The following is a 20125-nucleotide window of genomic DNA, read 5'->3' on the forward strand; positions in this document are numbered from 1 at the left end:
TTCCCCGAGTGTTTGTTTGCGTGCGGGGATTGTCGAAGTTCTCGCGAGGCTTCACGTTGACCCGCATCAACCGGGCGAGAACGCGCAGCGCCCTGCGACAGCCGGTCGCGTCACACCGGTCAGGAGCAGTTCGATCAGGTCGTGGACGCTGCGGATCGCGGTACCGAACGGCAACGCCTCGCGGCCGCGAAAGAACAAACCATTGGCCAGGTCGCCGCGCAATGCCGCGGCGAGCCGCGTGTCGATGCAGAAGTGACCGAACTTCTCGACACCGTCGCGCCAGCCGCAGACGCTCAGACATTCGAGCGCGGTCGGACATACGTGTTTGAGCGCGCCGATCTTCTCGCGGATTTTCGTTTCGTGGCGCAGATAGCGCATCAGCCACGGTGTCTTCACGGCGCGCGCGGGCAGCCCCGTCACGCTGACAAATTCGACGATGTCGTCGGGCGTCGCGTCGGCCAGCACGCGCTTGAAGTTCGGATGCGCGTCGCCTTCTTCGGTGACGGCAAACGGTGTGCCGAGCTGCACACCGCTGGCGCCCGCCGTCAGTAACTCGCGCACTGCTTCGTGACTATTGATGCCGCCCGCGACGATCAAGGGCACGTCCTGGCGACTCAAACCGAGTGAAACGAATACCGCATCGAGCTCCTCGAGGACACGCAGGAAATCGAAGCGCGGGTCGTGCAGATCGGCGAGGTTAGTCACGCCGAGGTGGCCCCCTGCGTGGGCCGGATGTTCGATCACGACGGCGTCGGGCAAACGGCCCTTCTTCAGCCACTTCTTCAGCACCAGTGCGACGCCGCGGCTATCCGACAGGATCGGGATCAGCGCGATGTCGTGACCTTGGGTCAGGTCCGGCAAATCGAGCGGCAGGCCCGCGCCCATGACGATTGCGTCGGCGCCGTTTTCGCAGGCGACGCGCACGTAATCTGCGTGCGCATTGACTGCTTTCATCACGTTGACGGCGATCATGCCGCGGCCATCGCTGAGCGCTTTGGCAGCGTGGATTTCGCGGGCCAGCGCGGTCAGGTTCGCCTGTTCGAGGGTAGCCCGATCAGGCGATTGCCGGCAGAGCTCGCTCAGATCGCGATGATGATGACGCAAGTCGATGCTGGCGATGGTGCCGAGTGCGCCCTCGCAGGCGACGCTGCCGGCCAGCCGGTGTGCCGAGATACCGACGCCCATGCCGCCTTGTACGACCGGCAGCAGCGAGTGGCCGCGGATAACGAGCGGAGGGAATGAGTGAAAGGTGTGCATTGACGAGCCGAGGATGAACGATCGAAGCGGTGATAATCGGTCGTTGGGCGCGGCTTGCGTTGCGTTGGGTCAATGAGGCTGTTTGCCGGTTGGTTTTCGAACCGGGTGGGTTGATGCGGGTCATGAAAAAAGCCCGCTTCGAAGAAGCGGGCTTTGCCTGACGCTGCGCTGTGAAGCGAGGAGCGCTTACTGCACGCCCTGGCTCAGCAGGAAGTCTTCGTAGTTGCCGCCGAAGTCGTTCAGCGTGCCGTTGGTCTTCACTTCGATGACCCGGTTCGCGAGGCCGCTCACGAACTCACGGTCGTGCGATACGAAAATCAGCGTGCCTTCGAACTTGTCGAGCGCGATCTGCAGCGACTCGATCGATTCCATGTCCATGTGGTTGGTCGGCTCGTCCATCAGCAGCACGTTGTGGCGGCCCAGCATCAGCTTGCCCCAGATCATGCGGCCCTTCTCACCACCGGAAAGCACTTTCACGGACTTGCGGATGTCGTCGGCATTGAACAGAAGACGGCCTAGCGTGCCGCGCACCATCTGCTCGTCGTCGCCTTCCTGGCGATAGCCGTCGATCCAGTCCATCAGCGTGATGTCGTCAGGAAATTCTTCGTACGTATCCTGCGGCATGTAACCGACGTTGGCGTTTTCCGCCCACTTCACCGTGCCGTGATCCAGCGTGAGCCTGCCGAGCAGCGAGCGCAACAGCGTGGTCTTGCCCGCACCGTTCTCGCCGATGATCGCGATCCGCTCGCCTGGCTGCACGCTGATGCTGAAGTCGTTGAAGATCGAGCGCTCGTACTTCTTCGAGATCTTCTCGGCCACCACCGCAATGTTGTGCAGCTTCTTTTCATACTCGAAGCGGATGAACGGGTTTTGCCGCGACGACGGCTTGAATTCCTCGATCTTGATCTTGTCGATCATCTTCAGACGGCTGGTAGCCTGACGTGCCTTCGACTTGTTCGCCGAGAAGCGGCGCACGAAGTCCTGCAGGTCGGCGACGCGTTCCTTCGCCTTGGCGTTGGCGTTCTGCTGACGCTCGCGCGCCTGCGTGCTGGCCAGCATGTAGTCGTCGTAATTGCCCGGATAGACCTTCAGCGTGCCGAAGTCCATGTCGGCCATGTGCGTGCACACCTGGTTCAGAAAGTGGCGATCGTGCGAGATGATGATCATCGTCGAGTTGTACTGGTTGAGCACGTCTTCCAGCCAACGGATCGAGTTGATGTCCAGGTTGTTGGTCGGCTCGTCAAGCAGCAACACGTCCGGCTTCGAGAACAGCGCTTGCGCGAGCAGCACGCGCAGTTTCCAGCCAGGCGCCACATTGCTCATCGGGCCGTTGTGGTCTTCAATCGCGATGCCGATGCCGAGCAGCAGCTCGCCGGCACGCGCTTCGGCGGTGTAGCCGTCGTACTCGGCGAATTTCGCTTCGAGTTCGGCGGCGTGCATGTAGTCGTCGTCGGTGGCGTCCGGGTTCGCGTAGATCGCGTCGCGCTCGGTCATGGCGGCCCACATTTCGGCGTGGCCCATCATCACGACGTCGAGCACGCGCACGTCTTCGTACGCGAACTGGTCCTGGCGCAGCTTGCCCAGACGGATATTCGGTTCGAGCATCACGTTGCCGGAGCTCGGTTCCAGATCGCTACCCAGGATCTTCATGAAGGTGGACTTACCGCAGCCGTTCGCACCAATCAGGCCATAGCGGTTCCCTCCCCCGAACTTGACCGAGATGTTCTCGAAGAGGGGCTTTGGCCCGAATTGCATGGTGATATTGGCGGTAGACAGCACGGCGCGTCCTTTGAAGGTGATATCGGCGAACAACCCAACATTTTAGCAGGTTATCGCGAATTCAACCCCCGCGCGCGCCGTGCCCGCGCGTTTTGACGCCGCGTTCGAGCTTCGAGCAGGCTTCATTCACGCCTGCTTCGCGCCTCCTGCCTGACTTCCAGCCACTGCGCGGCGTCCTCGGATCCTCATGACGGCGTCGCCTCGCCGAGGCATACCGGGCACGCGATGTGCGGCATGACTCACTCGCAGAGAGAACATCAGAAGGCGTCGGCCGCGATCCATTGCCTATACTTTTTGCACACCAACGAAGATCAAAGGAGGAAGTTCATGTCAGAACACGTCTACAAACAAATCGAACTGACCGGCTCATCGACCAAATCGATCGACGACGCCATCAGCACCGCGATCGCCAAAGCGTCGAAGACGCTGCGTAATTTGCACTGGTTCGAAGTGACGGAAACGCGGGGTCAGATCGAAAACGACAAGGTCGCCTACTGGCAGGTGACCATCAAGGTGGGCCTGCGCATCGACTAGCGCTTCACCTGAAATATTTTCGACCATCATCCAAAGCGAAAAAAAAGCTGCGTCCGTATTGGACGCAGCGTCTTAATGCAGCGATTGCTGAAACCGCGTGCTGGCCAATAGCGGCCTTCAATTAGTTGTCGCTCAGCCAGTCGTTGCCGGCTCGATCGCGACCTGCCCTACAGTGCCACGATCGGCTCGCAATGACCGCGAAACCCGGATTACTTCGGCAGCGAACCGTCCACCCCTTCCACGTACCAGTTCAGACGTTGCAGCTCGGGATCGGTCAGGGTTTTACCTGCCGGCACCTTTACCGCGCCGGACTGATCCTTGATCGGGCCAGTGAACACATCCCACTTGCCGCCTGCCAGTTCTTCGCGCTTGGCCGCGACCTGCTTCTGCGCGTCGGCTGAAATCGCCGACGTATTCAGGTCCTCGAGATTGACGGCCTTCTGCGGAATGCCCCACCACACGGGATCGTTTTTCCACTTGCCGTCCAGCACCTGCTGGATCGCCGCGTTGTAATACACGCCCCAGTGCGCGACCACCGAACCCAGGTGCGCGTCAGGACCGAACTTCTTCATGTCCGAATCCCAGCCGAATGCATGCACGTGCTTTTCCGATGCGGTCGCGAGCGTCGCGCTCGAATCGGTGTTTTGCAGCAGCACATCGGCGCCCTGGCCGATCAGCGTTTCAGCGGCCTGCTTTTCCTTGCCCGGATCGAACCAGCTGTTGATCCAGATGACCTTGGTGTGAATCTTCGGATTCACCGAGCGCGCGCCGAGCGTGTACGCGTTGATGTTGCGGACCACCTCGGGAATCGGCACCGACGCGACAAAGCCGAGCGTGTTGGTCTTCGTCACATAGCCCGCGGCCACGCCTGCCAGGTACGCGCCCTGGTACATGCGCACGTCATAGGTGCCGAAGTTCGGCGCCTTCTTGTAGCCGGTTGCGTGCAGGAACACCGTGTCCGGGAAGTCCTTCGCGACCTTCAGTTCGAAATCCTGATACCCGAAGCTCGAACCGATGATGATCTTGTTGCCCTTGTTCGCCAGATCGCGGAACACGCGCTCCGAGTCGGCCGATTCCGGCACGTTCTCGATGCGGGTGATCTTGATCTTGTTGCCGAACTTCGCTTCCACTTCCTTCGAGCCCTGATCGTGCGCGAAGGTCCAGCCGGCGTCGCCCGGATTGCCGAGGTAGACGAATGCGACGCCCGGTGCGTCAGCCGCCTGCGCGCTTTGCGCGAGCGGCGCGGCGAGCGCCAGCGAGGCCGCGCCCCATGCGAATGCGGTCAGCAGATTTCTTCTCTTCATGTTTTCTCCTGTCGTGTTTGTCGATTGATTTGAAACGTGTGGTCGGTCACGTGCGAATACGCTAGCGAACCCATCCCCATCAGCCCGCCGAGAAAAACGGCTTGCCGAGCGATGCGGGTGCATTCAGACGAATCGTGTTCGGGTTGCGGGAAATCAGCACCAGCACGACGACGGTCGCGACGTACGGCAGCATCGCGAGGAACTGCGTCGGCACCGGCACGCCGATGGCCTGCGCGTAAAACTGCAGCCCGGTCACGGCGCCGAACAGCAGCGCGCCGATCAGCAGGCGCCCCGGGCGCCACGTCGCGAACACCACCAGCGCGAGCGCGATCCAGCCGCGGCCGGAGGTCAGCTGTTCCTGCCACAAATGCAGATTGACGATCGAGTAGTACCCGCCTGCGAGCCCGGCCATGCCGCCGCCGAAGGCCACCGCGCCGTAACGCACGCCGACCACCGGAAAGCCGACCGAGTGCGCCACTTGCGGCGATTCGCCGACCGAGCGCAGCACGAGGCCCGCCCGCGTGCGATACAGGAACCACCAGATCACCGCGAACATCAGGAACGCGAGGTAATCGAGCGGCGTGAGGCTGAAGAGCGCGGGTCCAAGCACCGGAATCTTCGAGAGACCCGGAATGGTCCACGTGTCGATCGTGGCGCGCACCGCTGCCGACGTGTACGGTTTGCCGACATAAGCCGACAAACCAATGCCGAAGATCGTCAGCGACAAGCCCGTGGCGACCTGATTGGCGAGCATGGTGAGCGTGAGGAACGCGAACAGCAGCGACATCGCGAGGCCCGCACCGATCGCGGCGACCACCCCGAGCCACGGGCTGCCGGTAATGGCGGTGACCGCATAGCCGGTCACGGCGCCCATCAGCATCATGCCTTCGACGCCGAGGTTGAGCACCCCCGACTTCTCAGTGACGAGTTCGCCCGCGCCCGCGAACATCAGCGGGATCGCGGCGGTGACGGCGCTCGAGGTGAGCGCGCTGGCTTGTTGAATATCCATGGAAATCCGGCGGGAAAATCAGTGGCGAATGAGTGGACTTACGCGGCGACGGAACGCCGGCGCACGCGATAGTTCACGAACAGGTCAGCACCCAGCAGGCAAAACAGCAACAGCCCCTGGAACACGCCGGAGAGCGCCTGCGGCAATTGCATCGAGGTCTGCACCGCTTCGCCGCCCAGATACAGCAGCGCCATCAGGAGACTCGCGAGCACGATGCCGACCGGATGCAGCCGCCCCACGAACACGACGATGATCGCGGTGAAGCCGTAGCCCGGCGACCAGGTGGCCTGCAACTGGCCGATCGGACCCGCGATCTCGCCCATGCCGGCGAGACCCGCCAGGCCGCCGCTGATCAGCAGCGACGTCCAGATGGTTTTCTTGTCGGAGAAACCGGCGTAGCGCGCGGCGAGCGGCGCGAGACCGCCGACATTCATCCGGTAGCCCGCAAAGCTCTTGCGCATGAACAGCCACACGCACGGAATCGCGATCAGCGTGACGAACACGGAGGCGTTCAAACGCGTGCCGCGCAGCCATTTCCAGTGCCAGTCGCCGGAGAACGTTGGATAGAGTGCGTCGCCGCTGAACATTTCGGAGAGCGGAAAATTCATCCCCTGCGGATCGCGCCATGGGCCGCTCACCAGATAGATCAGCAACTGCGTGGCCACATACGTGAGCATCAGGCTGACCAGAATCTCGTTGGTGTTGAAGCGGCTTTTCAGGAGCGCGGGGATCGCCGCCCACGCCATGCCGCCGAGCACGCCGGCGATCATCATGGTCGGCAGAATCCACCAGCCGGTGGCCTGATCGAAATAGATCGCGACGCCACTCGCGGCGATCCCGCCGAGCAGCATCTGCCCTTCAGCGCCGATATTCCAGACGTTCGCGCGATAGCCGATCGCGAGACCGAGGCCGATCAGGCACAACGGCGAGGCCTTCAGCAGCAGTTCGGACCAGCCGTTCACGCTGGCAAGCGGTTCGATAAAAAACGCGTGCATGGCTTCGAGCGGATCACGGCCGACCAGGCTGAAGATCAGGAAGCCGATCGCGAGCGTGAGCAACGCGGCGATCAGCGGCACGGCAAGCTGCATCGTGCGCGAGGGCGTCGTGCGTGCTTCGAGTCGATACGGAAGAATCATGGGAGCGTGTGGTTAGAGCGGGTTCTTGTGTTTAGCGTCGCTGCAAAGCGGTCGATGCAAGCGGTCGATCCGGCTTCGGCTCAGGCATGCGCCGGCTGTTCCGCCGAAGGCGCCGCGCCCTCGCGGTCGCCGAACAGGCCTGCCATCCAGCGGCCGATTTCCTCGGCGTTGGTCGCCCCCGTGGCACGCACCGGCGAAAGTCTGCCACCGGCGAGCACCGCGATGCGATCGCAGATGTCGAACAACTCTTCCAGCTCCTCGGAAATCACCAGAATCGCCACACCGCGCGCCGACAAGTCGAGCAATTGCTGACGAATGAAAGCGGCCGCGCCGACGTCGACGCCCCAGGTCGGCTGCGCGACCACCAGCACCTTGGGCGCCTGCAGAATCTCGCGCCCCATGATGTATTTCTGCAGGTTACCGCCAGAGAGACTTTGCGCCAGCGCTTCGGAGCCGCCGCAACGCACGTCGAAGGCTTCGATGCAACGCCTCGCGAAGGCGCGCATCGCGCCGGCCTTGATCCAGCCGGAATTCACCATCTGCTGACGATGCGCCGTGAGCAGCGCATTTTCCGACAGCGTCATCGCCGGCACAGCGCCGCGGCCCAGACGCTCTTCCGGTACAAAACCGAAGCCGAGCGCGCGCCGCCCGCCTGCGCCAAGGCGCCCTGCCTGTTTGCCGCAGATCGTGACCGCGTCGGCGCGCGCGCCGCGTTTTTCACCGGAGAGGGCCGACAGCAATTCGGCCTGCCCATTGCCCGACACGCCGGCGATACCGAAAATCTCGCCGGCATGCACGCCGAACGAGACGTTATCGAGCGAGGTGCCGAACGGATCGTCGCTTTCCACCGACAACTGCTTCACGTCGAGCAGCACCGCACCGGGGGTGTGTTCACGCCGCGTGTAATCCGGCAGCGAGTGGCCGACCATCAGCTGCGCGAGCGATGCATGGGTTTCTTGTTTCGGCGTCACGTGACCGGTCACGCGGCCGCCGCGCATCACCGTGGCGGTGTCGCACAGTTCCTGGATTTCGTCGAGCTTGTGGCTGATGTAGAGAATGCTGCAGCCCTCCGCAGCGAGACGCCGCAGCGTCGCGAAAAGCTTGCGGACCGCTTGCGGCGTCAGCACCGAAGTCGGTTCGTCCATGATCAGCAGGCGCGGATTCTGCAGCAGACAGCGCACGATCTCCACGCGTTGCCGCTCGCCCACGGTCAGGCTATGCACGTGACGCTGCGGGTCGATATCGAGGCCGTAATCGGCAGAGACTTCGCGGATACGTTTGGAAAGCGTCTTCAGGTCGAACGGTTCGTCGAGCGCGAGCGCGATGTTCTCGCCGACCGTGAGCGTCTCGAACAGCGAAAAATGCTGGAACACCATGCCGATGCCGAGCTTGCGCGCCGCCGCCGGGCTGGCGATCTCGACCGGCTGGCCTTCCCAGCGGATCTCACCGGCGTCCGGGCGCACCGCGCCGTAGATGATTTTCATCAGCGTGCTTTTGCCGGCGCCATTTTCGCCGAGCACGGCATGGATTTCACCCGGCGCGACGATCAACGTGACGTCGTCGTTGGCCCGCACGGCCGGATATTGTTTGGTGATGCCGTGAAGCATCAACCGGGGTGCCGCCTGTTCCGGCCTGCTTGCCGGCTGCGCGGCGGCGCCGTCGCTATAAGAAGAGTCGCTCATGTGATTCCGTAGTACGTCGGAGACTACCGCCGCGGCGCGTTCGCCCACCCTGTCAGCAAGCGATCCGTCACCACAACCGGATGACAATACCTAATTCGACCCAGTGAGTCGAGCCGCCAAAATTCCCCGCAAACCCGCGCCGCAGCGTGCTCTGCGGGTATCCCACTCTTGACTCGGATTTGTGTTCATATTAAAAGTCATATACACCCACGCCCGTTCGATCAGCCAGAACATATATTTCGGAGAAGTCATGAGTCAGCAACGCGAGGCGATCGATACGTACCTGTTACGCGTCTTGCACACCCTTCTGATGGAGCGCAGCGTTACGCGCGCAGCCGTCAAACTGAATCAATCGCAACCTGCTATCAGCGCGGCACTGCGCCGTTTGCGCGACATCACCGGCGACCCGCTGCTGGTGCGCGGCAAGTCCGGCATGGTGCCGACCGAGTACGGTCTGCGCCTGCTCGAACCGGTGCAGAACGCGCTGCGCGAGATCGAACGCATCAAGTTCCAGCAGCACAACTTCGATCCGGCCACCTCGATCCGTTGCTACCGGATCGGCTGCCCCGACTACCTGAACGTGCTGTTCGTGCCGACGGTGGTCGAACGTTTTCGTCAGGCCGCGCCGAACGCGACGCTCGAATTTCACTCGCTCGGGCCGGCCTTCGACTACGAACTCGCGCTCGAGGACGGCAAGCTCGACATCGTGGTCGGCAACTGGCCGGAGCCGCCGGAACAACTGCACCTGTCGAATCTGTTCGTCGATCAGATCGTCTGTTTGATGAGCAACGCGCATCCGTTCGCCAAACGCGGCGGCTTGACGCTCGACCAGTATCTGAATGCGCCGCATCTTGCGCCTACTCCTTATTCGGTGGGCCAACGCGGCGCGATCGATGTGCATCTCGCGCGCGAGCGGTTAAAACGTCATGTGGTCGTTACGTTGCCGTACTTCAATCTGGCGCCTTACGTGCTGATCAAGTCGGATCTGATCTTCACGACGACGCGCCTGTTTGCCGATTACTACGCCAAGTTCCTGCCGCTGACCGTGGTGCCCGCCCCGCTCGATTTCCCGCCGATGCAGTACTACCAGCTGTGGCACGAGCGCGTGCATTATTCCGACGAAGTGCGCTGGCTGCGCAGCCTGGTGGCCGAAGCCACCAAGACCTTGATCGACAAGCCTTGATTCTTGCGCTGGGGCGTATCGGCCCCTGTTCCGGCCACTGTTGTCGGCATCCGCTCTGATGGATGCCGATAACGGGGCCGCTTCCAGTGCGCGATTACTCCGCCCTTTCTCCTTCGTTACGCTGCCGCTTCATACAACGTCTTCGCCAGCCGGTTGTGCCGCTCGATGACCGGTCCGAGTTCCAGCGTCGTCAACTGTCCGTCTTTCACCACCACCTTGCCGCCGATCACGCTGTGGCTCACCTGCGACGGTGCGCAGAACACCAACGCCGCGACCGGATCGTGCAAGGCGCCGGCAAACAACGGCTGACGCAGATCGAACGAGACGAAATCCGCGGCCATGCCCGGCGCCAGCGCGCCAATGTCATCGCGATTGAGCACCTTCGCGCCGCCTAGCGTCGCGATCTCCAGGGCTTCACGCGCGGTCATCGCGTCCGGTCCGAAGCCGACACGCTGCAAAAGCAGCGCCTGACGCACTTCCGCGATCATTTGCGCACCATCGTTCGAGGCCGAACCGTCGACCCCCAGGCCCACCGGCACACCGGCAAGACGCATCCGTTTGACCGGTGCAATTCCCGAGGCGAGCCGCATGTTCGAGCACGGGCAATGTGCGACGCCGGTGCCCGTGCGGGCGAACAGTTCGATGCCCGCGTCGTCGAGTTGCACACAATGCGCGTGCCATACATCGTGACCGACCCAGCCGAGATCTTCCGCATACTCGGCCGGCGTCATGCCGAACTTCTCGCGGCTGTACGCGATGTCGTTGACGTTCTCCGCGAGGTGCGTGTGCAGCGACACGCCGTAATGCCGCGCCATCACCGCCGATTCGCGCATCAGATCGCGGCTCACCGAGAACGGCGAGCACGGCGCCACCACCACGCGCAGCATCGCGTAACGCCCTTCGTCGTTGTACGTTTCGATCAGCCGCTGCGTGTCCTTCAGGATGTCCGCTTCACGCTCGACCACCGAATCCGGCGGTAGACCGCCGTCCTTCTGACCCACGCTCATGCTGCCGCGCGCGGCGTGAAAACGCATGCCGATCCGCTTTGCCGCGACGATGCTGTCGTCGAGGCGGCTGCCGTTCGGGTAGATATACAAATGGTCGCTCGACGTGGTGCAACCGGACAGCAACAGCTCGGCCATCGCCGTCAAGGTCGAGACTTCGATCATCTCCGGTGTGAGGTTCGCCCACACCTTGTAGAGGCTGGTCAGCCAGCCGAACAACTCGGCGTTCTGCGCGGCTGGAATCGCGCGCGTCAGGCTCTGATACATATGGTGGTGCGTGTTCACCAGCCCTGGAATCACCACGTGGCCGCGCATGTCCAGTACTTCGTCGGCCGTTTGTGGCAATTCCGCCGTCGGTCCGACCGCCGTGATGCGGTTGTCCTCGATATACATGCCGCCGTCGCGCAGTTCGCGCCGGGCGCCGTCCATCGTGACGAGCACATCCGCGTGCTTGACCAGCATCGTTTTCTTTGGCTTGTTCGGCTTTTGGGCCGGCTGTTCCATCGTCATTCGTTTCTCCGCTTCATTGCTTCCGTGCAAAGCCGTTCGAACGCGATGTGACGGCACGCCAACCGTGCCGCCGCGTCCCGTTGAACGCCGTTGGCCCGGTTACCCAGCGTGTTATCGCCGTCTTCGGGTGTGCCGCGATGCTGCGGCACAGGCGTTACCTTCGACGGCCAAAATAATGCTGACAACTCGCGCCAATGAGATACCCAAGTTCACGCTGTCGATATAGTGGGCCTTTTTGGCGCGGGTACGATCCGCCAACAGGTTAAATGCACTGCAACAATCGAACCAAACGACGCGTTGCGGCTTTCAATGGGCTGTCTGTCATGCGCCAGCTATTATCTTTCCTATCTCGCGTGCGCTGACATGAACATCCTTTTTACAATGGCTGCCACGGCGCTCGCTTCAACTCGCCGACGGGTATGTAGCCACTGACGTGGAGCCTCGATCCGCCGCAACGTATTCTGGATCGGGCCGCCGCCGAAACCTCGCATTCATATAAGGAAAATTGCGAATGGGAAAGCTCACTACCCATGTGCTCGACACCGCGAACGGCCGTCCTGGCGCGGGCATCAAGGTCGAACTCTTCGCGCTCTCCGGCGACACCCGCCGCGCGCTCAAAACCACCACCACCAATGACGACGGCCGCTGTGACCAGCCGCTGCTCGAAGGCGACGCATTGGTCGCCGGCGAATACGAACTTGTGTTCGGTGCCGGCGATTACTTTGCTTCGATCGGCACGAAGGTGCCCGAGCCGCGTTTTGTCGACCGCGTCGTGCTGCGTTTCGGCGTGGCCGATGCCGGTGCGCACTATCACGTGCCGCTGCTGGTGTCGCCGTGGTCGTACAGCACCTATCGGGGCAGTTAAGCGCACGGCGCGTTTTTCGATAGGCTTTGGAGGAAGACGAGGTTGAAGTCGCATTCTTGAGCGCGCCCGATTGCACTGCGCAGATGCGTGGAGACACACCCGCGAAGCGCAATCGAATGCGAGCGGCTCGACCCCTGGTTCCAATAAAAAATGACGCCGTGCGAACTGAGCGCATCGCGTCTCTCACCCCGCAGTCTGCGCAGCGACACCGTGCATGCCGACGACCCGTCAGCAGGGTCACCGAAGACGTCACCACGGCACAAGCGTCGTTGCGCGTACAACGAATCAGAAGTGGAGGAGTTTCATGGAAGGCTTTATCACCGACTGGCTGAACCTGGCATTGCGCTGGTTCCACGTCATCGTCGCCATCGCGTGGATCGGCGAATCGTTCTATTTCGTCGCGCTCGACAACAGCCTGAAGCCGCCTACGGACCCGAACCAGCGCAAGCGCGGCGTGTTCGGCGAGTTGTGGCACGTGCACGGCGGCGGCTTCTACAACATGCAGAAGTACACCGTCGCGCCGCCGGAAATGCCGGACGACCTGCACTGGTCCAAGTGGCCGTCGTACACCACGTGGCTGTCGGGCGCGAGTCTGTTCACGGTGCTGTATCTGCTCTCGCCGTCCACGTACCTGATCGACAGGAACGTGCTCGACATGGGCCCGGTGGTCGCGGTTGCTTCGGCACTCGGCTTTCTCGCCGCAGGCTGGATCGTCTACGACTCGCTGTGCCGTCTGCTCGGCAACAAAGACAAAGTGCTTGGCATCTGCGTCGGCATTTATGTGGTGATCGCGGCGTACCTCGCGTGCCACATCTTCGCGGGCCGCGCGGCGTACCTGATCATGGGCGCGATGCTGGCAACGATCATGTCGGCGAACGTGTTCTTCGTAATCATCCCGGGTCAGCGCAAGATGGTTGCCTCGATGCTCAAGGGTGAAACGCCGAACCCGATCTACGGCAAGCGCGGCAAGCAACGCTCGGTGCACAACACGTATTTCACGCTGCCGGTGGTGTTCGCGATGCTGTCGAACCACTACGCGATGACCTACACGAATCAGTACAACTGGGTCGTGCTCCTGATGATCATGCTGGCCGGCGCGCTGATTCGCCAGTTCTTCGTGATGCGTCACCGTGGCCAGGTGCTGTGGTATTTGCCGCTGGTGGGTATCGTGCTGATGTTCGCCGCCCTCTTCTCGACGATGCCCAAGCCGGTCGTGCCGCAAGCACAGGCTGCGAATGCACCGGTCGTTCGAGTGACCGATATCGCGCCGGTGCTGCAACAGCGCTGCGTGGCATGCCACTCCGCCCATCCGACGATGATGGGCAGCGCCCCGGCCGGCGTGCTGCTGGATACGCCGGATGAGATCTCGCAGAACGCACAGCGGATCTATCAGCAAGCAGTGACCTTGAAGGCAATGCCGCTGGGCAATGTCACGCACATGACCGACGAGGAGCGCGTGAAGATCGCCGCGTGGTTCGAAGGCGGTGCGGCGAAGTAATGGAAATGGCCGGGCATCGCGCCCGGCTCGCGGATTGGAAAGCGGGCTTTTTCGCGCAAGCGGAGAGCCCGTTTTTTCATTGGTGGCGGACGGGATAGGTCGTTGCGCGGCACCGCCTTGAATTTGTAGCCCAAAGGCCACAATATCCGTCAAATTAGCCGACGGGCGAAAAACCTGGGCGGCCGGAAAAACGCTCGAGCGTTTTTTCAACACGCGCATGGGGATTGCGCCGCGGCAATACGCGCAGATGGTGGAAGCGCTGTGCGATCGAGGCGGCGGGATTTTCCGCAACGGAACCGGCGGAACGCGCGCGCGAAGTCATGGGGCGTTCACCCCTCCTCGGCAAGCGCGCTGAAATACGGCATTGCGGCGGCAACCCGCGTCTGGAAAGCAAAAAGCCCACAGCATGCACCGTGGGCTTTTTGCATCATCGACTTGTTCGACCTGCTACGTCGAAGCGCGAAACCTCAAACAGTCACCGCGCTCAACGCATCTTCAGTGAGCCAGAGCGACTCGGCCAGATCCTGCTCGTTCAGGTTGAGTCCATCGCCGCCACGATCGACGACAATAAAGTCGCTCACGTCGCCCAATGCGATCAGCGGATGGTGCCAAACGCCCTTCGCATAGTTCACACCCTGCCAGCCGCTCGTCACGAACGCGCGAATCTGCTGCGGGTCCAGTTCCCCCGCCGGCGCCACGACCACCAGATACGGTTTGTCGTTCAGCGGCACGAAAGCCTGGCTGCCCAGCGGATGGCGCTCGAGCATCTTCACTTCGAATGGCAGCGTGCGCGGTTGCCCGCGAAACAGATTCACCAGCGTACGGCCGTTTTCGTCGGTCACGTCCACTTTCGCCAGATCGTGAAAGCGGATCGTGGTGCCGAGATTGATCGGAATCTGCTTTGCGCCTTCGAGTTCGATCACGTCGCCGAATGCGGCGAACGCTTCCTTTGTCAACGGTTCGATCGCCAGCGTTTTCATGATGCGAGCGTACCCCACAGACGCAGACGCGACACGCCGCCGTCCGGAATGATGTTGAAACGCACGTGCGTAACCGGACCCAGTGCGGCGATCTCACTTTCGAAATAGTGCTGGTTGTCCATCTTCAGCTTCTGTTCGCCCAGCAGCACCGGCCAGAACATGGCTTGCGTGATCAGCGAGCTGTCCGTGCCACCCGTCACGAACGCGGCCTGGATCGAGCAACGGTCCGGATAGTTGCCCTTGAAGTGAGCCGTGTCGACTTCGATCTTCCTGATCTCGCCCGGCTGTGCCAACGCGACGATCGCCCAGTCATTGCCCGGTTCACGGCGACGGCGTGTTTCCCAGCCGTCGCCCATGTTCACGCCGCGGCCAGGCATCAGGATCGTCGATGCCGCGCCGAAGTGCTGGTTGTTCGCCGCAACCAGATAGGCGCCGTTTTCCATCGCGGCCAGATCGAACTGCTCCGTGCGGCTCGCGCCTGCCCAGTCGACTTGCGGCTGGCCATACACCCGCAGGCGCGCAATCCCCCCGTCCGGGTAGATGTTCACGCGCAGGTGCGTGTAGGCGTTCGCATCGCTGACTTCGTGATAGTGGTGGCTATTGCCTTGCAGCGTGGTCGACGGGACGATTTCGGTCCATTGCGTCGACTGGTTCGGCACGCCGTCGACGACTCGCGCAGCCTCAACCGAAGCTGCCGGCGGGAAGTTGCCCGTGAAGTGGCTGGTGTCGAGGTCGAGACCCTTGATCACGCCCGGACGCGCGAGCTTCACCACGCACCAGTCGTAACCGTTGGCGCGCTTGCGGCGCGTTTCCCAGCCGTCCATCCACTTGCCGTTATCGTCGTACTTGCCCGGAATGAAAACGGCCGGCTCCGGATTTAGCATGCGTTCCTTCGGTGCGAAGAAATCGTCGCTAGCCTCGAGCGCCTGCGCGCCCAGACGCGGGTCCGCCAGATTCACATAGCGGCGCGTGAATTCCGGTGCGTTGGGGTCGAGAATCGGGAGTGCCATCTTTGTCTTCCTTAATGTTTGCTGATGCTGAAAAAGCGCTTTGGGCCGAGGTTCGAAGTTCGCGACGCGTGGCTAAACCTTACGCGTCGATCAGGTCGTCGAGCCGGAAACGTGCGATGCGATAGATTTGATCGAGGCTCGCGCGCAATTCGTCGGCGCGGCTGTTATTCACGCGCGCCTCGAAGTTGGCGATGATGCCGTGGCGGTCGTAACCGCGCACCGCGAGGATGAACGGAAAGCCGAACTTCTCGCGATAGGCGCTGTTTAGCGCCAGCAGCTTGCCGAATTCTGCCTGCGTGCACTGGGCGAGGCCTGCGCCGCTCTGCTCACGCGTCGATTCGGCGGTCAGCTCGCCGCGCACCGCGGCCTTGCCGGCGAGCTCCGGGTGGGCATTGATCAACGCCAGTTGCTTCGCTTCGCCCGCAGTCTCGACGATGCCCGACATCTTGGCATGCAGTTCGTCGATGCTGGCAAACGGCCGTTGCTGCGCGGCGATTTCCGCGACCCACGGCGAGTGCTCGAAAATGCCCGACAGCGCCGCGACGAACGCGTCGGTCGAGATGCTGTTGAGTTGGTCCAGAGTGTATTGCATCGCCTTCATGCCGCTGCCCCGCGGTTGTTTTGCTGGTAAGGGTGATGTTCGCGCCAGTGACGCGCGATATCGACGCGCCGCGTCACCCACACGCGATCGTGCTGTTCGATATGGTCGAGAAAACGTTGCAGTGCGCGGAAACGCCCAGGGCGGCCGAGCAAACGACAGTGCATGCCGATCGAGAGCATCTTCGGTGCTTCGTCGCCTTCTTCGTAGAGCACGTCGAACGCGTCGCGCAGGTACGTGAAGAAATGGTCCGCGGTGTTGAAGCCCTGGGGGCTCGCAAAGCGCATATCGTTGGTGTCGAGCGTGTACGGCACGATCAGTTGCGGACTCTTCGCACCGCCAGTTACTTCGACATCCATCCAGAACGGCAGGTCGTCGCCGTAATAATCCGAGTCGTACAGGAAGCCGCCGTGTTCGGCAACCAGACGATGCGTGTTGGGACTATCGCGACCGGTATACCAGCCGAGCGGACGCTGGCCCGTAATGCGCTCGATCGCTTCCATGCCGAGGCGCATGTGCTCCGCCTCTTTTTCCGGCGACACGTCCTGGTAGTGGATCCAGCGATAGCCGTGGCAAGCGATCTCATGACCGAGTTCGACGAAGGCGCGCCCGAGATCGGGATGCCGTTCGATCGCCATGCCGACACCGAACACCGTAAGCGGCAGCCCGCGCTTTTCGAATTCGCGCAGGATGCGCCACACGCCCGCGCGCGAGCCGTATTCGTAAATCGACTCCATGCTCATGTGACGCGCCGGATAAGCCGCCGCGCCCACGATTTCCGACAGAAACTGCTCCGAACCCGGATCGCCGTGCAGCACGCAGTTTTCACCGCCTTCTTCGTAGTTCAGGACGAATTGCACTGCGACACGCGCTCCACCGGGCCAGTTGGCCTGCACCGGGTAGCGGCCGTAGCCGATCAGATCGCGTGGATAGTTCGAGTCGAGTGGCATGGTTTGACGAAAAGCGTGGTGACGGTACGTAAAATTCGCGTGAAACTCAGGTGACATGCACGTGGAGTCCGTTTGCGCGTGTTTGCAGGTTACTCACGCCGGCGCGGGGAAAACAGCCCTCAATAGTGGCGCCAGAAGCAGCAGCAAAATAACGTTCTGGCACCAGCGCCGAGTGGGATCAGTGTAGCGAAAACACCCGGGTGCGCCCATACACCCGGGCAGATAGTGCGTGTCAGACCGGAAGTATGTGCGAAGCCGGCCCCGCCGGACGTTCCGTGGTGTTTACCCGCAGTAAGCCGCCTGGATTTGTGCTTTCCGCGGCGCTTGCGGCCGAATCGCGGGGCGGCTGCGGATTGGGGTCCGCATCGCCCGGACTGAAGGCTTCCAATGCGCCGTCGTAACGCTTGGCCAGTGGCCGCGCATAGTCGCCGCGCTTGGCCGTGTAGAGCCGCAGTGCGACCAGCGCCTCGGTCCATTTGAGCGCGGCCGTCACGCCCTCGATCACCGGCGCGCCCAATGCATCTTCGATCTCCGCGCACAACTCGACCATGCCGGCGCAACCGAGCACAATCGCGTCCGACCCATCCTCCTCCAGCGCGCGCCGGCATTCGTCGAGGATGATGCGGCGCGCCGCTGAGCCGGGCTTGTCCAGATCGAGCACGGCGACATCGGTGGCGCGCACGTTGCGGCAAAAACGCTTCATACCGTAACGCTCGGCGAGATGCCACGCCATGCCGCAGGTGCGCGCCAAGGTGGTCACCACCGAAAACCCCGGCGCCAGCACGCTTGCCGCATGCATCGCGGCTTCGGCGATACCGATCACCGGACCGCGCGCCAGCTCACGTGCCGCGTACAGACCGGGGTCGCCGAAGCAGGCGATCACGTAACCATCGCAGCCCTCACGTTCGCCGGCAATGATCTCGGCGAGCAAGCCGGGCGTCGCCAGCGCTTCGTCGTAATAGCCTTCAATCGACGGCGGCCCCATCGTCGGATTCACCGCAATCACTTCGGTGCCCGGCGCGGCGACCTCGCGCGCACAGCGGCCCATCGCGTCCGTCATACGTTGTGTCGTATTGGGATTAATCAGTTTGATGCGCATGTCGACTCCTGTTGCGACTCCAAAACCCAGCTTGCCAATTAGCGTGCAAGTACGCGATAGAACAGCGCGGCCAGGCCGGCGCCGATGAACCAGGAGAAGTTCGCAAGTCCATCGAGCGTCGGCACCATCACGCAGATCACCGCAATCAACGCGGCCGGCAGCAAGGCAGCCACCGCGCGGTAGTTGACGCCGTTGCGGTACCAGTACGAGCCGCTCGGGGACACCGAGTAGAGATCATCGAGCACGATCTTCTGACGCTTGACGAGGAAGTAATCGACGATCAGGACGCCATACAAAGGGCCGATGAAACTGCCGAGCACGTCGAGCGTGTAGTGAATCACCGCCGGATTGTTGAACAGGTTCCACGGCGTGATGAAGATCGACGCCACCGCCGCGAGCATGCCGCCCGCGCGCCAGCTGATCAGACGCGGCGCGACATTCGAGAAGTCGAAGGCCGGCGACACGAAGTTGGCGACGATGTTGATGCCGATCGTCGCAATCGTGAAGGTCAGTGCACCGAGAATCACCGCAGTCGGATAGTCGATACGGCCCACCGTTTCAACCGGGTCCGTGATCAGTTGGCCAAATACCGGCAGCGTCGCCGCAGTGGTGATCACCGTCACCAGCGAGAAGGCGAGGAAGTTGACCGGCAAGCCCCAGAAGTTACCGCGCTGAACGCTGCGAAAGCTCTTACCGTAGCGGGAAAAGTCGCCGAAATTCAGCATCGGCCCGGAGAAGTACGAGACCACCAGCGAGGTTGCCGTGATCATCACCGGCACCACTTCCATGCCGTGATATTTGACGCCGCCGAGATTGATGCCGATGTTTCGCCATCCTGCGCGATACACCATGTAGCCCGCGAGAATGAACATCACCACGTAGACAGCCGGACCGGCAAAGTCGATGAACTTCTTGATGGTCTCCATGCCGTGCCAGAACACGAGCGCCTGCAAGACCCACAACAACATGAAGCCGGCCCAGCCCAGGGTGGACAGCCCCATGAAGCCATGGTGATGCACATCCGCATAGGGCAGCAGTTGCGGAACGAACTTCAGCACCACGATCACCAGCGCGCTCGAAGCCAGATAGGTTTGAATGCCGTACCACGCAACCGCGATCAAACCACGAATCACGGCGGGGATATTCGCGCCGAGCACGCCAAACGTTGCGCGGCAGGCCACCGGATAGGGCACGCCGTTCGCCTGACTCGGCTTCGCAATCAGGTTGCAGAGGACGTTGACAATGGCAATGCCGACCAGCAGCGCGATCAACACCTGCCAGCTTGTCAGCCCGAGCGCGAACAGACTACCCGCGAACACATAGCCGCCAACACTGTGCACGTCCGACATCCAGAATGCGAAGATGTTATAGGCACCCCAGGTTTGATGGCGCAGCGGCGCCAGGTCTTCGTTGTACAGCCTCTCGCTGTAGCCTGCGGGTATCGACGGATCGCTGGGCGCGCCGCCGTCTGCATAGGTCGGAATTGCGGGACTGCCGGACGCTGCACTGAACTGAGCCATGACTCCTCCTTGGAATAGGGACCGTCGATTGCGAATCGAAGGACGTTGCATCGGCCATGCCAGTCGCGCCCTCCTCCTCCCGCTCGGGAAACCGAAGGTTCAAGCCGGCTGATAGACCGCGCCGCGGGTGTCTCCGTACTTGATGTACTTGTGGTTATCGCACCGCCGGTAACCGCGAATCCCGGCGATGCGTTACGACTTCAAGGC

The 20125-nt window shown here is 62.1% G+C and carries 17 protein-coding genes and 1 pseudogene; 5 read left to right on the forward strand and 13 right to left on the reverse strand.

Translation table 11 applies throughout. From position 1 onward, the window contains the following. Positions 1 to 66 precede the first annotated feature (66 nt). Together PQR53_RS06275 and PQR53_RS06280 are read right to left on the reverse strand one after the other, a co-directional pair. Positions 67 to 1257: an NAD(P)H-dependent flavin oxidoreductase gene (locus tag PQR53_RS06275; RefSeq protein ID WP_408451715.1), complete on the reverse strand. Its 1191-nt coding sequence runs from the start codon at positions 1255 to 1257 to the stop codon at positions 67 to 69. A gap of 186 nt (positions 1258 to 1443) precedes the next feature. Continuing rightward, positions 1444 to 3036: an ABC-F family ATPase gene (locus PQR53_RS06280; RefSeq protein ID WP_408451716.1), complete on the reverse strand. Its 1593-nt coding sequence runs from the start codon at positions 3034 to 3036 to the stop codon at positions 1444 to 1446. 327 nt (positions 3037 to 3363) lie between these two features. Between PQR53_RS06280 and PQR53_RS06285 the strand changes: the two genes are divergently transcribed. Beyond that, positions 3364 to 3570: a dodecin gene (locus tag PQR53_RS06285; protein WP_091793652.1), complete on the forward strand. Its 207-nt coding sequence runs from the start codon at positions 3364 to 3366 to the stop codon at positions 3568 to 3570. 209 nt (positions 3571 to 3779) lie between these two features. On the opposite strand, the gene PQR53_RS06290 is transcribed toward PQR53_RS06285, so the two are convergent. The 4 genes from PQR53_RS06290 to PQR53_RS06305 all read right to left on the reverse strand — a co-directional run bounded on the left by PQR53_RS06290 (position 3780) and on the right by PQR53_RS06305 (position 8701). Continuing rightward, positions 3780 to 4874 (reverse strand): BMP family ABC transporter substrate-binding protein, encoded by a 1095-nt coding sequence (locus PQR53_RS06290; protein ID WP_408451717.1) that lies wholly within the window; start codon positions 4872 to 4874, stop codon positions 3780 to 3782. A gap of 79 nt (positions 4875 to 4953) precedes the next feature. Continuing rightward, complete coding sequence (locus PQR53_RS06295) at positions 4954 to 5883, reverse strand: ABC transporter permease (protein ID WP_200658640.1); 930 nt, start codon at positions 5881 to 5883, stop codon at positions 4954 to 4956. A gap of 38 nt (positions 5884 to 5921) precedes the next feature. Beyond that, positions 5922 to 7019, reverse strand: a complete 1098-nt coding sequence (locus PQR53_RS06300; RefSeq protein ID WP_408451718.1) for an ABC transporter permease — start codon at positions 7017 to 7019, stop codon at positions 5922 to 5924. Positions 7020 to 7099: 80 nt separating this feature from the next. Continuing rightward, complete coding sequence (locus PQR53_RS06305; protein WP_408451719.1) at positions 7100 to 8701, reverse strand: ABC transporter ATP-binding protein; 1602 nt, start codon at positions 8699 to 8701, stop codon at positions 7100 to 7102. A 250-nt stretch (positions 8702 to 8951) separates the two neighbouring features. On the opposite strand from PQR53_RS06305, the gene PQR53_RS06310 reads away from it, so the two are divergent. Next, positions 8952 to 9884, forward strand: coding sequence for a LysR substrate-binding domain-containing protein (locus tag PQR53_RS06310; protein ID WP_012433318.1), 933 nt, complete (start codon positions 8952 to 8954; stop codon positions 9882 to 9884). A gap of 116 nt (positions 9885 to 10000) precedes the next feature. Here the strand turns inward: PQR53_RS06310 and PQR53_RS06315 are convergent, their stop codons facing one another. Then, positions 10001 to 11398: an 8-oxoguanine deaminase gene (locus tag PQR53_RS06315; protein WP_408451720.1), complete on the reverse strand. Its 1398-nt coding sequence runs from the start codon at positions 11396 to 11398 to the stop codon at positions 10001 to 10003. Positions 11399 to 11909: 511 nt separating this feature from the next. On the opposite strand from PQR53_RS06315, the gene uraH reads away from it, so the two are divergent. The 3 genes and pseudogenes from uraH to PQR53_RS06330 form a co-directional block, all read left to right on the forward strand. Beyond that, the gene (gene uraH / locus PQR53_RS06320) at positions 11910 to 12263 is read left to right on the forward strand and encodes a hydroxyisourate hydrolase (protein WP_012433320.1); all 354 of its coding nucleotides are present in this window, start codon (positions 11910 to 11912) and stop codon (positions 12261 to 12263) included. 304 nt (positions 12264 to 12567) lie between these two features. Beyond that, a complete protein-coding gene (locus PQR53_RS06325) occupies positions 12568 to 13761 on the forward strand; it encodes a urate hydroxylase PuuD (RefSeq protein WP_408451721.1) in 1194 nt (397 codons plus the stop codon). 160 nt (positions 13762 to 13921) lie between these two features. Then, positions 13922 to 14111: pseudogene (locus PQR53_RS06330) on the forward strand (type II toxin-antitoxin system HipA family toxin); the annotation flags it as partial. Positions 14112 to 14228: 117 nt separating this feature from the next. On the opposite strand, the gene PQR53_RS06335 reads toward PQR53_RS06330, so the two are convergent. The 6 genes from PQR53_RS06335 to PQR53_RS06360 form a co-directional block, all read right to left on the reverse strand. Continuing rightward, entirely contained in the window at positions 14229 to 14741 is a 513-nt protein-coding gene (locus PQR53_RS06335; RefSeq protein WP_408451722.1) for an ureidoglycolate lyase, read from the reverse strand. Then, entirely contained in the window at positions 14738 to 15751 is a 1014-nt protein-coding gene (gene alc, locus PQR53_RS06340; protein WP_408451723.1) for an allantoicase, read from the reverse strand. Before alc ends, PQR53_RS06335 begins: the two co-directional genes overlap by 4 nt. 79 nt (positions 15752 to 15830) lie before the next feature. Next, positions 15831 to 16352 (reverse strand): 2-oxo-4-hydroxy-4-carboxy-5-ureidoimidazoline decarboxylase, encoded by a 522-nt coding sequence (uraD, locus tag PQR53_RS06345; protein ID WP_408451724.1) that lies wholly within the window; start codon positions 16350 to 16352, stop codon positions 15831 to 15833. Then, entirely contained in the window at positions 16349 to 17299 is a 951-nt protein-coding gene (gene puuE / locus PQR53_RS06350; protein WP_408451725.1) for an allantoinase PuuE, read from the reverse strand. The genes uraD and puuE overlap by 4 nt, the downstream gene beginning before the upstream one ends. Before the next feature lie 232 nt (positions 17300 to 17531). Continuing rightward, positions 17532 to 18398: an aspartate/glutamate racemase family protein gene (locus PQR53_RS06355; RefSeq protein WP_408451726.1), complete on the reverse strand. Its 867-nt coding sequence runs from the start codon at positions 18396 to 18398 to the stop codon at positions 17532 to 17534. A 38-nt stretch (positions 18399 to 18436) separates the two neighbouring features. Further along, a complete protein-coding gene (locus tag PQR53_RS06360; RefSeq protein WP_323044232.1) occupies positions 18437 to 19918 on the reverse strand; it encodes an NCS1 family nucleobase:cation symporter-1 in 1482 nt (493 codons plus the stop codon). Between the last annotated feature and the right edge of the window lie 207 nt (positions 19919 to 20125).

The sequence above is a fragment of the Paraburkholderia fungorum genome, assembly GCF_046027605.1.
In the GTDB taxonomy this organism is placed as follows: domain Bacteria; phylum Pseudomonadota; class Gammaproteobacteria; order Burkholderiales; family Burkholderiaceae; genus Paraburkholderia; species Paraburkholderia fungorum_F.